This is a genomic window from Citrobacter sp. wls708 (genome assembly GCF_005281255.1).
Classification (GTDB): Bacteria; Pseudomonadota; Gammaproteobacteria; order Enterobacterales; family Enterobacteriaceae; genus Citrobacter; species Citrobacter werkmanii.
In genome coordinates this window covers 219992-234395 of the sequence record NZ_SZXE01000043.1, presented here as the reverse complement: position 1 = coordinate 234395, position 14404 = coordinate 219992, and the positions used below count along the sequence as shown (strand labels likewise).

15 protein-coding genes are annotated in these 14404 nt (G+C 55.0%); 1 reads left to right on the top strand and 14 read right to left on the bottom strand.

Annotation, left to right across the window (positions count from 1 at the left end; translation table 11 throughout):
* Positions 1-5: 5 nt before the first annotated feature.
* The 11 genes from nlpD to cysD form a co-directional block, all read right to left on the bottom strand.
* A complete protein-coding gene (nlpD, locus tag FDW97_RS22360; RefSeq protein ID WP_233623724.1) occupies positions 6-1088 on the bottom strand; it encodes a murein hydrolase activator NlpD in 1083 nt (360 codons plus the stop codon).
* Positions 1089-1252: 164 nt separating this feature from the next.
* A complete protein-coding gene (gene pcm / locus FDW97_RS22355) occupies positions 1253-1879 on the bottom strand; it encodes a protein-L-isoaspartate O-methyltransferase (protein WP_038633150.1) in 627 nt (208 codons plus the stop codon).
* Positions 1873-2634 carry a 5'/3'-nucleotidase SurE gene (gene surE, locus FDW97_RS22350; protein ID WP_038633152.1) on the bottom strand — a complete coding sequence of 254 codons (762 nt, stop codon included), beginning with the start codon at positions 2632-2634 and terminating at the stop codon, positions 1873-1875. Before surE ends, pcm begins: the two co-directional genes overlap by 7 nt.
* Positions 2615-3664: a tRNA pseudouridine(13) synthase TruD gene (truD, locus tag FDW97_RS22345; protein WP_087856935.1), complete on the bottom strand. Its 1050-nt coding sequence runs from the start codon at positions 3662-3664 to the stop codon at positions 2615-2617. Before truD ends, surE begins: the two co-directional genes overlap by 20 nt.
* Positions 3661-4140, bottom strand: coding sequence for a 2-C-methyl-D-erythritol 2,4-cyclodiphosphate synthase (gene ispF / locus FDW97_RS22340; RefSeq protein ID WP_003034167.1), 480 nt, complete (start codon positions 4138-4140; stop codon positions 3661-3663). The genes truD and ispF overlap by 4 nt, the downstream gene beginning before the upstream one ends.
* The gene (gene ispD, locus FDW97_RS22335; RefSeq protein WP_038633159.1) at positions 4140-4850 is read right to left on the bottom strand and encodes a 2-C-methyl-D-erythritol 4-phosphate cytidylyltransferase; all 711 of its coding nucleotides are present in this window, start codon (positions 4848-4850) and stop codon (positions 4140-4142) included. Before ispD ends, ispF begins: the two co-directional genes overlap by 1 nt.
* An 18-nt stretch (positions 4851-4868) precedes the next feature.
* Positions 4869-5180: a cell division protein FtsB gene (ftsB, locus tag FDW97_RS22330; RefSeq protein ID WP_003034163.1), complete on the bottom strand. Its 312-nt coding sequence runs from the start codon at positions 5178-5180 to the stop codon at positions 4869-4871.
* Positions 5181-5394: 214 nt separating this feature from the next.
* Positions 5395-5718 (bottom strand): DUF3561 family protein, encoded by a 324-nt coding sequence (locus FDW97_RS22325; protein ID WP_038633162.1) that lies wholly within the window; start codon positions 5716-5718, stop codon positions 5395-5397.
* Positions 5719-5765: 47 nt separating this feature from the next.
* Complete coding sequence (cysC, locus tag FDW97_RS22320) at positions 5766-6371, bottom strand: adenylyl-sulfate kinase (protein WP_069324554.1); 606 nt, start codon at positions 6369-6371, stop codon at positions 5766-5768.
* A complete protein-coding gene (cysN, locus tag FDW97_RS22315) occupies positions 6371-7798 on the bottom strand; it encodes a sulfate adenylyltransferase subunit CysN (RefSeq protein WP_069324553.1) in 1428 nt (475 codons plus the stop codon). Before cysN ends, cysC begins: the two co-directional genes overlap by 1 nt.
* Before the next feature lie 9 nt (positions 7799-7807).
* On the bottom strand, positions 7808-8716 hold the full coding sequence (cysD, locus tag FDW97_RS22310; protein ID WP_003034152.1) for a sulfate adenylyltransferase subunit CysD: 909 nt from the start codon (positions 8714-8716) through the stop codon (positions 7808-7810).
* Positions 8717-8970: 254 nt separating this feature from the next.
* On the opposite strand from cysD, the gene FDW97_RS22305 reads away from it, so the two are divergent.
* Positions 8971-10008 (top strand): aminopeptidase, encoded by a 1038-nt coding sequence (locus FDW97_RS22305; protein ID WP_038633171.1) that lies wholly within the window; start codon positions 8971-8973, stop codon positions 10006-10008.
* Positions 10009-10058: 50 nt separating this feature from the next.
* Here FDW97_RS22305 and cysH read toward each other — a convergent pair whose 3' ends face one another.
* The 3 genes from cysH to cysJ all read right to left on the bottom strand — a co-directional run bounded on the left by cysH (position 10059) and on the right by cysJ (position 14381).
* Positions 10059-10793 (bottom strand): phosphoadenosine phosphosulfate reductase, encoded by a 735-nt coding sequence (gene cysH / locus FDW97_RS22300; protein WP_085048822.1) that lies wholly within the window; start codon positions 10791-10793, stop codon positions 10059-10061.
* 76 nt (positions 10794-10869) lie between these two features.
* Positions 10870-12582: an assimilatory sulfite reductase (NADPH) hemoprotein subunit gene (gene cysI, locus FDW97_RS22295; RefSeq protein WP_069324551.1), complete on the bottom strand. Its 1713-nt coding sequence runs from the start codon at positions 12580-12582 to the stop codon at positions 10870-10872.
* Entirely contained in the window at positions 12582-14381 is a 1800-nt protein-coding gene (cysJ, locus tag FDW97_RS22290) for an NADPH-dependent assimilatory sulfite reductase flavoprotein subunit (protein WP_137351638.1), read from the bottom strand. Before cysJ ends, cysI begins: the two co-directional genes overlap by 1 nt.
* Positions 14382-14404 lie beyond the last annotated feature (23 nt).

The following is a 14404-nucleotide window of genomic DNA, read 5'->3' as shown; positions in this document are numbered from 1 at the left end:
CCGAATTATCGCTGCGGCAAGTAACGCAGCGGGTTTACGGATTTCCCCTTGTAACGAATTTCAAAATGCAAGCGTGTTGAACTGGTTCCGGTACTACCCATGGTAGCTATTTTCTGCCCCGCCTTGATTTCTTGTTGTTCCCGGACCAGCATTGTATCGTTATGGGCGTAGGCGCTCAGGTAATCATCGTTATGTTTGATGATAATAAGATTACCGTAACCACGCAGCGCGTTACCGGCATAAACGACGCGTCCATCTGCGGTCGCGACAATAGCCTGTCCTTTGCTGCCTGCAATGTCGATCCCTTTATTGCCACCTTCGGTAGCCGCAAAGTTTTCGATCACTTTGCCGTCAGTTGGCCAGCGCCAGGTAGAGATTGGCGCGCTGGTCGACGTTGAGCTTGCAGTTGTTTCGGTTGTGCTAACTGCTGGAGCCGTTACTGGCGCTGTGACAACTGTCCCAGCAGGCTTGTTGTTCGGCAACATTTTGTTAGCACTTTGTTCACCTGAATCCTCAGAATACGTAATTGTTGGTTTCGAAGCAACAGCAACGGTGGAATTTTGTGCAGGGTTGGTCACAACTCCTTGCTGTGCTGCATCCGCCTGGGTGATGGCATTCCCACCGGTAATCGGTGTACCCGAGGCGTTGCCCACTTGCAGAGTTTGGCCGACATTCAGGCTATACGGGGCCGGAACGTTATTGCGCTGTGCGAGGTCACGGAAATCGTTCCCGGTAATCCAGGCAATATAGAAAAGTGTGTCGCCTTTCTTGACAGTATAGGTGCTGCCGCCCGTGTAGCTACCTTTCGGAATATTCCCATACTTACGGTTGTACACGATACGACCGTTTTCCATCTGTACAGGCTGTTCTGCAACAGGTTGAATTTGCGTTGGTTGCGTAGTCGGAGTCTGCACCGGTTGGATCTGTGGCGTCTGTTGTACTGTCGACGTCGAGCCCATTTTTGGCGGAGGCGTAATCAGCATGCCGGAACTGGTGTTCGAGGATGCACCGCCGTCAACCGAGCTGACCGGCGCTGGTGGATTCGAGGTGTTTGAACAACCTGCCAGCCATAATGAAACCAGTGACAATGCCGCAATACGGCGAATGGTAAATTTGTGGCTTCCCGCGCTCATTTATCCCCCAGGAAAATTTGGTTAAAACCCGTAACGTAATCACCGTGCAAAAGCATCGACACGATACGCTGACTAATTCCAGAATATCCAGGAAAACTCCAGGTATTCAGAGCCAGTGTCTACGCAAGCTCCCCTTTTACTAAGGGAACAAAACGTACGGCCTCCACGGTATCAATAATAAATTCGCCTCCCCGACGACGCACCCGCTTCAGGAACTGGTGCTCATCGCCCACGGGTAAGACGAGAATACCGCCTTCATCCAGCTGCATCATCAGCGCAGTTGGGATCTCCGGCGGAGCTGCCGTTACAATGATAGCGTCAAACGGGGCTCGCGCTTGCCAGCCCTGCCATCCATCACCGTGACGGGTAGAAACATTGTGTAAATCCAGCTGTTTCAGGCGACGACGCGCCTGCCATTGCAGGCCTTTAATACGCTCAACGGAGCATACATGCTGCACCAGATGCGCCAGAATCGCCGTCTGGTAGCCGGAGCCAGTGCCAATTTCCAGCACCCGCGATTGCGGCGTTAGCTCAAGCAGCTCAGTCATGCGTGCAACCATATAAGGCTGCGAAATCGTCTGCCCCTGACCAATCGGCAAGGCAATATTGTCCCAGGCCTTATGTTCAAACGCCTCATCAATGAATTTCTCACGCGGCACGGCGGCGAGTGCATCCAGGACATGCTCATCTCGGATGCCCTGCGCACGTAATTGTTCAAGAAGAGTATGTACGCGTCTGCTTACCATTGCGTGTCGACTCCCACGCTGTCCAACCAGCTCGAAACCACCTCATGCGCGCCGTAGGCGGTTAAATCGACATGCAGCGGCGTGATGGAAACATAGCCTTCATCGACGGCGGCAAAATCGGTATCCGGCCCGGCGTCGCATTTTTCCCCCGGTGGCCCAATCCAGTACAACGTATTTCCGCGCGGATCCTGCTGTGGAATAACCTGATCCGCCGGATGGCGGCTGCCGCAGCGGGTGACGCGGATGCCTTTAATCTGATCCAGCGGTAGATCCGGAACGTTGATATTTAAAATACGCCCGGTGCGCAGCGGTTCACGACTCAGCGCCCGTAAGATACGACAGGTTACTGCCGCAGCAGTATCGTAATGCTTATGGCCATCAAGCGAGACAGCCAGCGCAGGGAACCCAAGGTGACGACCTTCCATTGCCGCCGCAACGGTACCGGAATAGATGACATCATCCCCGAGATTAGGACCTGCGTTAATACCAGAAACGACAATGTCCGGACGCGGACGCATTAACGCGTTCACGCCCAGATAGACGCAGTCGGTGGGCGTACCCATTTGTACGGCGATATCGCCGTTATCATAGGTAAACGTGCGAAGTGAAGATTCCAGCGTCAGCGAGTTAGACGCGCCACTGCGGTTACGATCCGGGGCAACCACCTGTACGTCAGCAAACTCACGCAGGGCTTTCGCCAGCGTTTGTATACCGGGTGCATGGACCCCATCATCGTTACTCAGCAATATACGCATAATCACCCATTGTGTTAATAAGTTCCCTTACTACACTGGTGGCGAAGCTACCTGCCGGTAGCCAGAAGCGTAACTCAACGGTTACGTCATCCCACCAGTTCCAGCTTAATTGTTGTGGATACAGCAACATAGCGCGTCGCGATGCCTCGACTTTCTCGCGCAATAGCAGAGACTGCAGCACGGTTTCATCCGCAATAGCGCTTTCTTCAAACACCAGCGCGTCGCGCTGAGTTCCCCACTCACCGCTACCCGGTAATGCCGCTGTAATCATCAATTCTTTGTCATCGACGCGACGCTGTAATTCAGTCTGTTCTTCCTGCGTGGCGACAAACCAGCTTCCGCGTCCCGACAATTGTAGCGCATCGCCGTCAACAACTTGATTAAAGTCTGTTTTTTTCAAGCGTTCACTGACGATCTGATTAAACAACGCGCTACGGGCCGCCGACAACCAAAAACTGCGTTTATTGCGATCGCGCACCGGCGCATCGCTTTGCGCCCAGCGCAGCGCCCCTTGCAGGTTGCTGCCGCCGATCCCAAAACGCTGAGCGCCAAAATAGTTCGGTACGCCGCGCTCGCTAATCGCCTGTAATCGCGCTTCAACATCATTTCGCTCGCTCACTTCACGCAGCACCAGCGTAAATTCGTTGCCTTTCAGCGCCCCTAAACGCAGCTTACGCTTGTGGCGCGCGTACTCCAGCACTTTACAGCCTTCGAGCTCAAATTTGCTTAAATCAGGCATTACATTGCCCGGCACGCGCGCGCACAGCCACTGTTCCGTGACCGCATGCTTATCTTTTTGCCCGGCAAAGCTCACTTCACGGGCGTGAATTTTCAGGAACTTCGCCAGCGCGTCAGCGACAAAACGGGTATTGCAGCCGTTTTTCAGGATGCGCACCAAAATGTGCTCGCCTTCGCCATCCGGTTCGAAGCCTAGATCTTCGACGACGACAAAGTCTTCCGGATTGGCTTTCAGGACGCCATGGCCCAGTGGTTTACCATGAAGATATGTCAGATTCTCAAACGCAGTCATTTCGTTGCCTTAATGAGTAACGCCACCGCTTCACAGGCAATCCCTTCCCCACGCCCGGTAAAACCGAGTTTTTCCGTGGTGGTCGCTTTCACGTTAACATCATCCATATGGCAGCCAAGATCTTCGGCAATAAATACGCGCATTTGCGGAATGTGCGGCAGCATCTTCGGTGCCTGAGCAATAATCGTCACATCCACATTACCAAGCGTATAGCCTTTCGCCTGAATACGCCGCCAGGCTTCACGCAATAATTCGCGGCTATCTGCACCTTTAAAGGCCGGGTCGGTATCCGGGAAGAGTTTACCGATGTCACCCAGCGCCGCCGCGCCCAGCAAGGCATCGGTTAGCGCATGTAACGCCACATCACCATCAGAATGCGCCAGCAGTCCTTTTTCATACGGGATGCGCACGCCGCCAATGATAATTGGGCCAACGCCGCCAAAAGCGTGTACGTCAAAACCGTGTCCGATTCGCATTATGCATTCTCCAAATGGATTGTTCGGGAGAGATAAAACTCCGCCAGCGCCAGGTCTTCCGGGCGGGTGACTTTGATGTTGTCAGCGCGTCCTTCGACCAGTTGCGGATGAAAACCGCAATATTCCAGCGCCGAAGCTTCGTCCGTAATGGTTGCGCCTTCGTTGAGCGCACGGGTCAGGCAGTCGTGCAACAGCTCGCGAGGGAAAAACTGCGGCGTTAACGCATGCCATAAATCGGTACGATCGACCGTATGGGCAATGTCTGTGCGGCCCGGTTCAGCGCGTTTCATCGTATCGCGTACGGGTGCCGCCAGGATCCCGCCAGTGCGGCTGGTTTCACTGATTGCCAGCAAACGTGCTAAGTCATCCTGATGCAGACACGGACGCGCGGCGTCATGCACCAGCACCCAACGCGCATCTCCTGCGGCTTGCAAACCGGCAAGGACAGAATCGGCACGTTCGTTGCCGCCATCCACTACGGTAATTTGCGGATGCGCGGCAAGTGGAAGTTGGGCAAAGCGGCTGTCGCCTGGGCTGATAGCGATGACGACTCGCGTCACCCGGGGATGGGCCAGTAGCGCATCAACCGAGTGTTCAAGAATGGTTTTATTGCCAATTGAGAGGTACTGCTTAGGACACTCTGTTTGCATTCGGCGGCCAAATCCGGCAGCCGGCACCACGGCGCAAACGTCCAATAAAGTGGCTGCCATGTTAGATCCCTGGACGGTTTATCGATTGTTTTGCCCTGCAGTCTGGGCGCGTTTAGACGCGTCAGGCACCAGACGATAAAAAGTTTCGCCCGGCTTAGTCATGCTGAGTTCGTTGCGCGCGCGCTCCTCAATAGCCTCTTGTCCGCCATTGAGATCGTCAATTTCGGCAAAGAGCTGATCGTTACGCGCTTTAAGTTTCGCGTTTGTAGCCTGCTGCGCAGCAACATCATCGTTGACGCGACTATAGTCATGTATGCCGTTCTTACCGAACCACAGCGAATACTGTAGCCAGACTAATAAAGCCAGCAACAGCAGCGTAAGTTTACCCATCCTGCCCCCTGAAAAACGGCATTAACATCCCATAACTTCCGTAGACGACTTTACATCAACGGACGGGAATGCCGCGACAACGCGGGCAAATGTACCACATTTGCCCGTTGTTACGTATACCCCGTGTAAGGAGAACATAATCTCATTGTTGGTTACGGTTTGAATTATGACCAGACAGTGAACGACATCGGCGATCGTTTAAAACGCACTTAGCCTAGCCCAAAAGCCAAAAGAATAGCGCGCTAAACATTCCACCCACCACCAGTAGGGTGCTGGTAATGCTCAGCAGCAGCTTTCCTTTTAATAGCGAGTGCAGGGCAATACCCGCCACAATCGCCACGGGCAGCAACGCGAGGAAGAAAGGCCAGGTATAAAGGAAGAAAAACAGTGTGTTAGGGCCATACATCAGACATGGGAACCCCAGCGCCAGCAGCCACGCTACAAAACCGACCACGGCCCCTGGTAGGGACCAGGTGGTTTCGTCGTCGGTAGCGAAGGTCTCTGACTCTGTAATAGTAATGTTATGGCTGTTACGCATATCTAATCCTGTGACCGTGACTGACCGGGCATGTAAGCTCGGGTGTCTCAGGATCTGATAATATCTCCCTGCCTCAGCAGGTCTAATAATTGGGGAACCAAATTTGTTACCAATTGTTCACCATCCAGATGAATCTCTGGCGATTCAGGCGCTTCGTATACCGAATCAATTCCGGTGAAATTGCGCAACTCCCCCGACCTGGCTTTTTTATACAGCCCTTTTGGGTCGCGCGCTTCGCACGTTGCTAATGGCGTATCGACAAAAACCTCAATAAAACGCCCTGCGCCAACGCGCTCGCGGACCATTTTTCGCTCGGCGCGATGCGGAGAGATAAAGGCGGTCAGAACTACCAGACCGGCATCCACCATCAGGTTAGCCACCTCGCCAACCCGACGGATATTCTCCTTACGATCGGCATCGCTAAACCCCAGATCGCTGCACAGGCCGTGACGCACGTTATCGCCATCCAGCAGATAAGTGCTGACGCCCAGCTTGTGCAACGCTTCTTCCAGCGCTCCCGCTACGGTAGATTTACCGGAGCCAGACAGTCCGGTAAACCACAGCACAACACCACGGTGACCGTGGCGTTGCTCCCGCTGTTGCGGTGTAACAGGATGGGCATGCCAGACGACGTTTTCGTCATGCAGCGCCATTATTTGCCTCCCAGCAGATCGCGCGCACCCCAGTGTGGGAAGTGGCGACGCACCAGCGCATTCAGCTCCAGTTCAAACGCGCTGAACTGAGAAGCGGCGGCCTGCTCCTGGATGATAGGCTCACGCACCAGCCCCGCGCCGACGGTGACGTTAGTCAGGCGGTCAATGATAATCAACCCACCCGTAACCGGGTTCTGCTGATAGGTATCCAACACCAGCGGTTCATCAAACGTCAGATTAACCAGACCAATGCCGTTCAGCGGTAACGCGTCGACCTCACGCTGGGTCAGGTTGTTAATATCGACCTGGTACTGCACGGTATCCACGCGCGCGCGGGTCTTCTTGCCGGCAACTTTGATGTCGTAGCTCTGCCCCGGCGACAGCGGCTGTTCCGCCATCCACACCACATCAACGGCAGCGCTTTGTACCGCTGGCAACGCTTCACCTGCATCCAGCAGCAGGTCGCCCCGGCTGATATCAATCTCATCTTTCAGCACCAGGGTGATCGCTTCACCGGCATGCGCTTGCTGTAAATCACCATCAAAGGTAACGATCCGCGCCACGCTCGACTCAACGCCGGACGGTAACACCTTGACGCGTTGTCCTACCTGCACGCGACCGGAGGCCAGCGTTCCGGCATAACCACGAAAGTCCAGATTTGGTCGGTTCACATACTGCACCGGGAAACGCATCGGCTGGGTATCGACAATGCGCTGGATCTCAACGGTTTCCAGCACTTCGAGCAGCGTCGGACCGCTGTACCATGGCATGCTGACGCTTGGCGAAGCCACGTTATCGCCTTCCAGCGCGGAGAGCGGCACAAAACGGATATCCAGGTTGCCCGGCAGTTGTTCAGCAAACGTGAGATAGTCTTCGCGGATGCGGTTAAATGTCTCTTCGCTAAAGCTCACCAGATCCATTTTGTTGATCGCTACCACCAGGTGCTTGATCCCAAGCAGCGTGGAGATAAAGCTGTGACGACGGGTCTGATCGAGCACGCCTTTACGCGCATCGATCAACAGGATCGCCAGGTCGCAGGTCGACGCACCGGTCGCCATGTTGCGGGTGTACTGTTCGTGACCGGGGGTATCCGCAATAATAAATTTTCGCTTCTCGGTGGAGAAATAACGATAAGCCACGTCGATGGTGATGCCCTGCTCACGCTCGGCCTGCAAGCCGTCAACCAATAGCGCCAGATCGAGTTTTTCGCCCTGGGTGCCGTGGCGTTTACTGTCGTTATGCAGCGATGAGAGCTGATCTTCATAGATCTGCCGGGTATCGTGCAGCAGGCGACCAATCAGGGTACTTTTCCCGTCATCCACGCTACCGCAGGTTAAAAAACGCAGCAGGCTTTTGTGTTGCTGAGCAACCATCCAGGCTTCAACGCCGCCTTCATTAGCAATTTGTTGTGCAAGTGTCGTATTCATGGCGGCTCCTTAGAAATACCCCTGACGTTTCTTCAGCTCCATGGAGCCCGCCTGGTCGCGGTCAATCACGCGGCCCTGACGTTCACTGGTGGTTGAGACCAGCATCTCTTCAATAATTTCCGGCAGCGTCTGCGCGTTAGACTCCACCGCGCCGGTCAGCGGCCAGCAGCCAAGCGTGCGGAAACGCACCATGCGCTTTTTAATCACTTCGCCGGGTTGCAGATCGATTCTGTCGTCATCAATCATCATCAGCATGCCATCACGCTCCAGCACCGGACGCTCAGCCGCCAGGTACAGCGGTACGATGTCGATATTTTCCAACCAGATGTACTGCCAGATATCCTGTTCGGTCCAGTTAGAGAGCGGGAATACGCGAATGCTTTCGCCTTTGTTAATTTGTCCGTTGTAGTTGTGCCACAGTTCCGGACGCTGATTTTTCGGGTCCCAGCGATGGAAGCGATCGCGGAAGGAGTAAATGCGCTCTTTGGCGCGCGATTTCTCCTCATCACGGCGTGCGCCGCCGAACGCGGCGTCAAAACCGTATTTGTTCAGCGCCTGCTTAAGCCCTTCGGTTTTCATAATATCGGTATGCTTGGCGCTGCCGTGGACAAAGGGGTTGATGCCCATCGCCACCCCTTCCGGGTTTTTATGCACCAGCAGTTCGCAACCGTAGGCTTTCGCCGTGCGGTCACGAAATTCATACATCTCGCTAAATTTCCAACCGGTATCAACGTGCAGCAAGGGGAACGGCAGCGTGCCAGGATAAAACGCTTTGCGCGCCAGATGCAGCATTACGCTGGAATCTTTGCCGATGGAATACATCATCACCGGATTAGAAAACTCGGCGGCCACCTCACGAATGATATGGATGCTTTCCGCTTCCAGTTGCCGCAGGTGGGTAAGTCGTTTTTGATCCATAACCGTTCCTATGTAATGCCGTTATTTTGCTAACGATGCTCAGATAACCTGACTATAGGGAGGGCAAGGAGGCGAATGAAATTACGAATTGGAATGAGTAGTTCCTCAAAGGAATAACGATCTGGAAAAGCAAATATCAAAAAGTGCTTAAGCCACCGGATTTCGGGCATTTAGGAGCAAATGAAATTGTTTTACCGCGATCACGGTTTCATACTAGCGGCTAAAAATTTCTGCTTGGTATTTAAGGACTCACTATGTTTTCCGCATTGCGCCACCTGACTACCGCCCTGGCGCTCGGCGCGTGCTTTATCCTTCCCGCACAGGCAACATCTTCGAAGCCCGGAGATATCGCAAATACCCAGGCACGCTACATCGCCACATTCTTCCCAGGCCGTGTGACGGGTTCTCCGGCAGAAATGTTATCTGCTGATTATATACGTCAGCAATTTCAGCAGATGGGCTATAGCAGTGATATTCGGACGTTTAACAGCCGCTATATTTATACCGCCAAAGATAATCGTAAAAACTGGCATAACGTAACGGGCAGTACCGTCATTGCAGCCCATGAAGGCAAAGCGCCACAGCAGATTATTATCATGGCGCACCTCGACACCTACGCTGCGCAAAGCGACGCCGATTCCGATGCCAATCTGGGTGGATTAACCCTACAGGGTATCGACGACAACGCCGCAGGGGTGGGCGTGATGCTGGAGCTGGCTGAACGACTCAAAAATGTGCCGACGCAGTACGGTATTCGCTTTATCGCCACCAGCGGTGAAGAGGAAGGCAAACTCGGCGCAGAGAACATCCTTAAGCGAATGAGCGCCGCCGAGAAGAAAAATACGCTGCTGGTTATCAACCTCGATAACCTGATCGTTGGCGATAAGCTCTATTTCAACAGCGGGAAAAGAACCCCGGAAGCCGTACGAAAACTGACGCGCGACCGGGCGCTGGTCATCGCACGCAGCCGCGGTATTGTCGCCAGCACCAACCCCGGACTGAACAAAGACTATCCGAAAGGTACCGGCTGCTGTAACGACGCAGAGGTGTTCGATAACGCGGGAATTGCCGTCCTTTCCGTTGAAGCGACCAACTGGAACCTGGGCAAGAAAGATGGCTATCAACAACGCGCCAAAAGTCCTTCATTCCCGGATGGCAACAGCTGGCACGATGTGCGTCTGGATAACCAACAGCATATCGATAAAGCGTTACCGGGCCGGATAGAGCACCGCAGCCGCGACGTGGTACGCATCATGCTGCCGCTGGTAAAAGAGCTGGCGAAGGCAGGATAATCCTGAAAAAAAAGAGCCTCGGTAATGCATAACGCTTACCGAGGCTCATATTACCCTTCGTGCAGCCCGCACTCGCGCTTCAAGCCGAAGAAGCGCGTCTCTTCTTCCGCCATGCCCGGCTCCCATTTGCGGGTGGTATGCGTATCGCCCACCGACAGATAGCCCTGGTCCCACAGCGGGTGATATTTCAGCCCGTGCTTTTGCAGATACTGGTAAACGGTACGGTTATCCCAGTCGATGATCGGCAGCACTTTAAACACGCCGCGCTGAATTGCCAGTACCGGCAAATGCGCCCGGCTGCCTGACTGCTCGCGGCGCAGGCCCGCAAACCAGGTCTGTGCTTTCAGCTCTTTTAGCGCCCGGTTCATCGGCTCGACTTTGTTGATGTCATTGTATTTCTCAATGCCCTCAACGCCCTGCTCCCACAGTTTGCCATAGCGTGCTTCCTGCCAGGCAGCACTCTCCTTCGCCCGATAGACTTGCAGATTCAGCCTGAGTTTGTCCGTTAACTCGTCAATAAACTGGTAGGTTTCCGGGAACAGATAGCCGGTATCGGTCAGAATTACCGGGATATCCGGGCGGATCTGATTCACCAGATGCAGGCTTACTGCGGCCTGAATACCAAAGCTGGAAGAAAGCACATATTCTCCCGGCAAATTCTCCAGTGCCCACGCCACGCGGCCTTCGGCGTCCAGCTTTTCCAGTTGGCTGTTAGTTTCCGCCAGCGCCATAACGCGTTCAACTTTCGGCAGGTCGTTCAATGCGTGTAGATCAAGTACGGACATGATTACCTCATCTTATGCCTGATAGCGCTACGCTTATCAGGCCTACAAAACCGTCGTGTCACCAGGCAAAGGGAACTTATTCCCAGAAATCACGTGCTGGATCGAGCACCGGGCGAATGATGCCCGCACGCACCGTAAAATCGCCGAAGCCTTCACCCGCTTCGCGCTCTTTCGCCCAGCGCCCAACCAGTTCGTCAATGGAATCGAGAATTTCCGCTTCCGTAATATTTTCGCGATACATACGCGGAATACGTGTTCCCATGCGGTTGCCGCCCAGATGCACGTTGTAACGCCCCGGGGCTTTGCCCACCAGACCCAGCTCCGCCAGCATCGCGCGGCCACAGCCGTTCGGGCAGCCGGTCACGCGCATCACGATATGCTCGTCAGGAATGCCGTGTTTTTCCAGAATCGCTTCCACTTTGTCCGTAAACGACGGCAGGAAACGCTCGGCCTCCGCCATCGCCAGCGGACAGGTCGGGAACGACACGCAGGCCATCGAGTTTTCACGCTGCGGTTTCACCGCATTCATCAACCCGTGGTCGCGCGCCAGCTTCTCGATCTTCGCTTTCTGGCTTTCCGGCACGCTGGCAATAATCAGGTTCTGGTTAGCGGTGATGCGGAAATCGCCTTTGTGGATCTTCGCGATCTCCAGTAAACCGGTTTTCAGCGGACGTCCAGGATAATCCAGGATACGACCGTTTTCGATAAACAGCGTCAGGTGCCAGTTGTTGTCGATCCCTTTCACCCAACCGATGCGATCGCCACGACCGGTGAACTCATACGGGCGGATCGGCTCAAACTTGATCCCCGCGCGGCGCTCAACCTCTTCCTTAAAGGTGTCGATACCGACGCGCTCCAGGGTATATTTGGTTTTCGCGTTTTTACGGTCGGTACGGTTACCCCAGTCACGCTGGGTCGTCACCACCGCTTCGGCCACGGCCAGGGTATGCTCCAGCGGCAGGAAGCCGAACTCGCTTGCCGTACGCGCGTAGGTTTTCTTATTACCGTGCTCAATAGACAGACCACCGCCGACCAACAGGTTAAAGCCCACCAGCTTGCCGTTTTCGGCAATCGCCACGAAGTTCATGTCGTTGGCGTGCAGATCGATATCGTTCTGCGGCGGGATCACCACCGTGGTTTTAAATTTACGCGGCAGATAAGTCGCGCCGAGGATCGGTTCTTCGTCGGTGGTGGCGACCTTCTCCTGATCGAGCCAGATCTCCGCATAGGCGCGGGTGCGCGGCAGCAGATGTTCAGAGATCTTTTTCGCCCACTCGTAGGCCTCGGCGTGCAGCTCGGACTCATACGGGTTGGAGGTGCACAGCACGTTACGGTTCATGTCGTTGGCGGTCGCCAGCGCGTCCAGCCCGACGGAGTGCAACATCTGATGCACCGGCTTGACGTTCTTCTTCAGAATGCCGTGGAACTGGAAGGTCTGACGGTTGGTCAGACGGATGCTGCCGTAAATCGTGTTGTCAGCGGCGAATTTATCGATGGCCTTCCACTGGGTAGTGGTGATCACCCCGCCCGGCAGACGACAGCGCAGCAACATCGCATGGCGCGGCTCCAGCTTCTGCTCGGCGCGCTCGGCGCGAATGTCGCGGTCATCCTGCTGGTACATGCCATGGAAACGAATCAGCAGGAAATTATCGCCGTGAAAACCGCCGGTCAGACCGTCATTCAGGTCTTCCGCGATGGTGCCGCGCAGGAAATTACTTTCACGCTTCATGCGCTCGGCGTCAGTCAGTTTGCCTTCGACCACTAAAGGCCCTGGGTATTTTTCGCTCATTAGTAGACATCTCGCTGATAACGGCGCTCAACGCGCAGCTCACTTAAAAATTCATCCGCCGCTTCGATGTCCATTGCACCGAACTCAGCAATCACTTCCAGCAACGCCTGCTCAACGTCTTTCGCCATGCGATTAGCGTCGCCGCAGACATAAATGTGGGCACCGTCATTGATCCAGCGCCACAGCTCTGCGCCCTGTTCGCGCAGTTTGTCTTGTACGTAGATTTTTTCTTTTTGATCGCGGGACCAGGCCAGATCGATACGGCTCAGCACGCCTTCTTTTACGTAGCGCTGCCACTCGACCTGGTACAGGAAGTCTTCGGTGAAATGCGGGTTACCGAAGAACAGCCAGTTCTTGCCTTCCGCACCGTCGGCGGCGCGCTGCTGCATAAAGGCGCGGAACGGCGCGATACCGGTACCCGGACCAATCATAATCACCGGGGTCTGCGGGTTAGCCGGCAGGCGGAAATTGTCGTTGTGCTCGATGAACACGCGCACTTCCCCTTCCTCTTCCACACGGTCGGCGAGAAAGCTGGAGGCACCACCGGCGCGGGCACGACCTTCGATGTCGTAACGCACGACGCCGACGGTCACGTGCACTTCGCTTTCAACTTCCGCCTGTGAAGAGGCGATAGAGTACAGGCGCGGCGTCAGTGGACGCAGCAGGCCGATTAATGCTTCGGCATCAAGCTGTGCCGGGGAGAAACGCACCATATCGACGATTGGCGTGGTAGCCGCATACTGCTGAAGCTGGGCTTTATCGCCCACCAGCGGCAGCAGCGATTCACTGCGCGTCAGCGTGGCGTAGTTTTCCACGATATTCGCGGTGTTGACCGTCAGCTCAAAATGCCACTCCAGCGCTTCGGCCAGCGGCAGGATTTTTCCTTCCACCGTAACCGACTCATCCCCTTTCAGCCACAGCAGTTCAACCAGCTCTTTCACCAGAGCCGGATCGTTCTGATACCACACGCCCAGCGCGTCGCCCGGCTGATAACGCAGGCCGGAATCACCGAGATCGATTTCGATATGACGGACATCTTTTTCCGAGTTACGACCGGTAATTTTCTGGCTCACCGACAAGGACGCCGTCAGCGGCGCTTCTTTGGTGTATGGGCTGGTATGTACTTCATTTACCGCACCGCTCGCTGCAACTTGTACAGACGGTGCTGCAGGCGCACGCGCTTTCAGTACATCAACCAACCGGGCACGCCACTGCACGGCAGCGGCCTGATATTCGACGTCGGCATCTACGCGATCGAGCAGACGTTCACCGCCCAGCTCAGCCAGCTTGCTGTCGAAATCTTTACCGGCCTGACAGAAAAATTCGTAAGAGGTATCGCCGAGAGCAAACACGGCGAAAGCAGTGTTATCGAGTTTCGGCGCTTTTTTCGAGAACAGGAATTTATGTAACGCCACAGCTTCTTCCGCTGGTTCTCCTTCTCCCTGAGTCGATGCCACCACAACCAGCAACTTTTCATTGGCGATTTGTTTGAATTTGTAGTCGCCGGCATTGATCAGAGTGACATTGAGCTTCGCGGCAATCAGATCATCGCGCAGGGCTTCCGCCACACGACGCGCATTGCCGGTTTGCGAGGCGGAGATAAGCGTAATCCCCGGCATTTCGGCAACAGGCGCAGGAGCCGCTGCATTCGCCCCCGGCTGCTGATTCAGCACGCCCCAAAAATAACCAGAAACCCACGCAAGCTGCGCGGGAGTGAAATCGGTCGTGGCCGCCTGAAGGCGAGCCAGTTGCTCCGGGTTTAGCGGTAGCAGAGCGGAAGGTGGGGCCTGTGTCGTCATGCGTTGTCATGTTCCAGTAAGCA

Excerpts from the sequence above, each read along its gene's own strand:
- pcm (WP_038633150.1), bottom strand. The coding sequence starts at position 1,879 with ATGGTAAGCAGACGCGTACATACTCTTCTTGAACAATTACGTGCGCAG.
- surE (WP_038633152.1), bottom strand. The coding sequence starts at position 2,634 with ATGCGTATATTGCTGAGTAACGATGATGGGGTCCATGCACCCGGTATA.
- truD (WP_087856935.1), bottom strand. The coding sequence starts at position 3,664 with ATGACTGCGTTTGAGAATCTGACATATCTTCATGGTAAACCACTGGGC.
- ispF (WP_003034167.1), bottom strand. The coding sequence starts at position 4,140 with ATGCGAATCGGACACGGTTTTGACGTACACGCTTTTGGCGGCGTTGGC.
- ispD (WP_038633159.1), bottom strand. The coding sequence starts at position 4,850 with ATGGCAGCCACTTTATTGGACGTTTGCGCCGTGGTGCCGGCTGCCGGA.
- ftsB (WP_003034163.1), bottom strand. The coding sequence starts at position 5,180 with ATGGGTAAACTTACGCTGCTGTTGCTGGCTTTATTAGTCTGGCTACAG.
- FDW97_RS22325 (WP_038633162.1), bottom strand. The coding sequence starts at position 5,718 with ATGCGTAACAGCCATAACATTACTATTACAGAGTCAGAGACCTTCGCT.
- cysC (WP_069324554.1), bottom strand. The coding sequence starts at position 6,371 with ATGGCGCTGCATGACGAAAACGTCGTCTGGCATGCCCATCCTGTTACA.
- cysN (WP_069324553.1), bottom strand. The coding sequence starts at position 7,798 with ATGAATACGACACTTGCACAACAAATTGCTAATGAAGGCGGCGTTGAA.
- cysD (WP_003034152.1), bottom strand. The coding sequence starts at position 8,716 with ATGGATCAAAAACGACTTACCCACCTGCGGCAACTGGAAGCGGAAAGC.
- FDW97_RS22305 (WP_038633171.1), top strand. The coding sequence starts at position 8,971 with ATGTTTTCCGCATTGCGCCACCTGACTACCGCCCTGGCGCTCGGCGCG.
- cysH (WP_085048822.1), bottom strand. The coding sequence starts at position 10,793 with ATGTCCGTACTTGATCTACACGCATTGAACGACCTGCCGAAAGTTGAA.
- cysI (WP_069324551.1), bottom strand. The coding sequence starts at position 12,582 with ATGAGCGAAAAATACCCAGGGCCTTTAGTGGTCGAAGGCAAACTGACT.
- cysJ (WP_137351638.1), bottom strand. The coding sequence starts at position 14,381 with ATGACGACACAGGCCCCACCTTCCGCTCTGCTACCGCTAAACCCGGAG.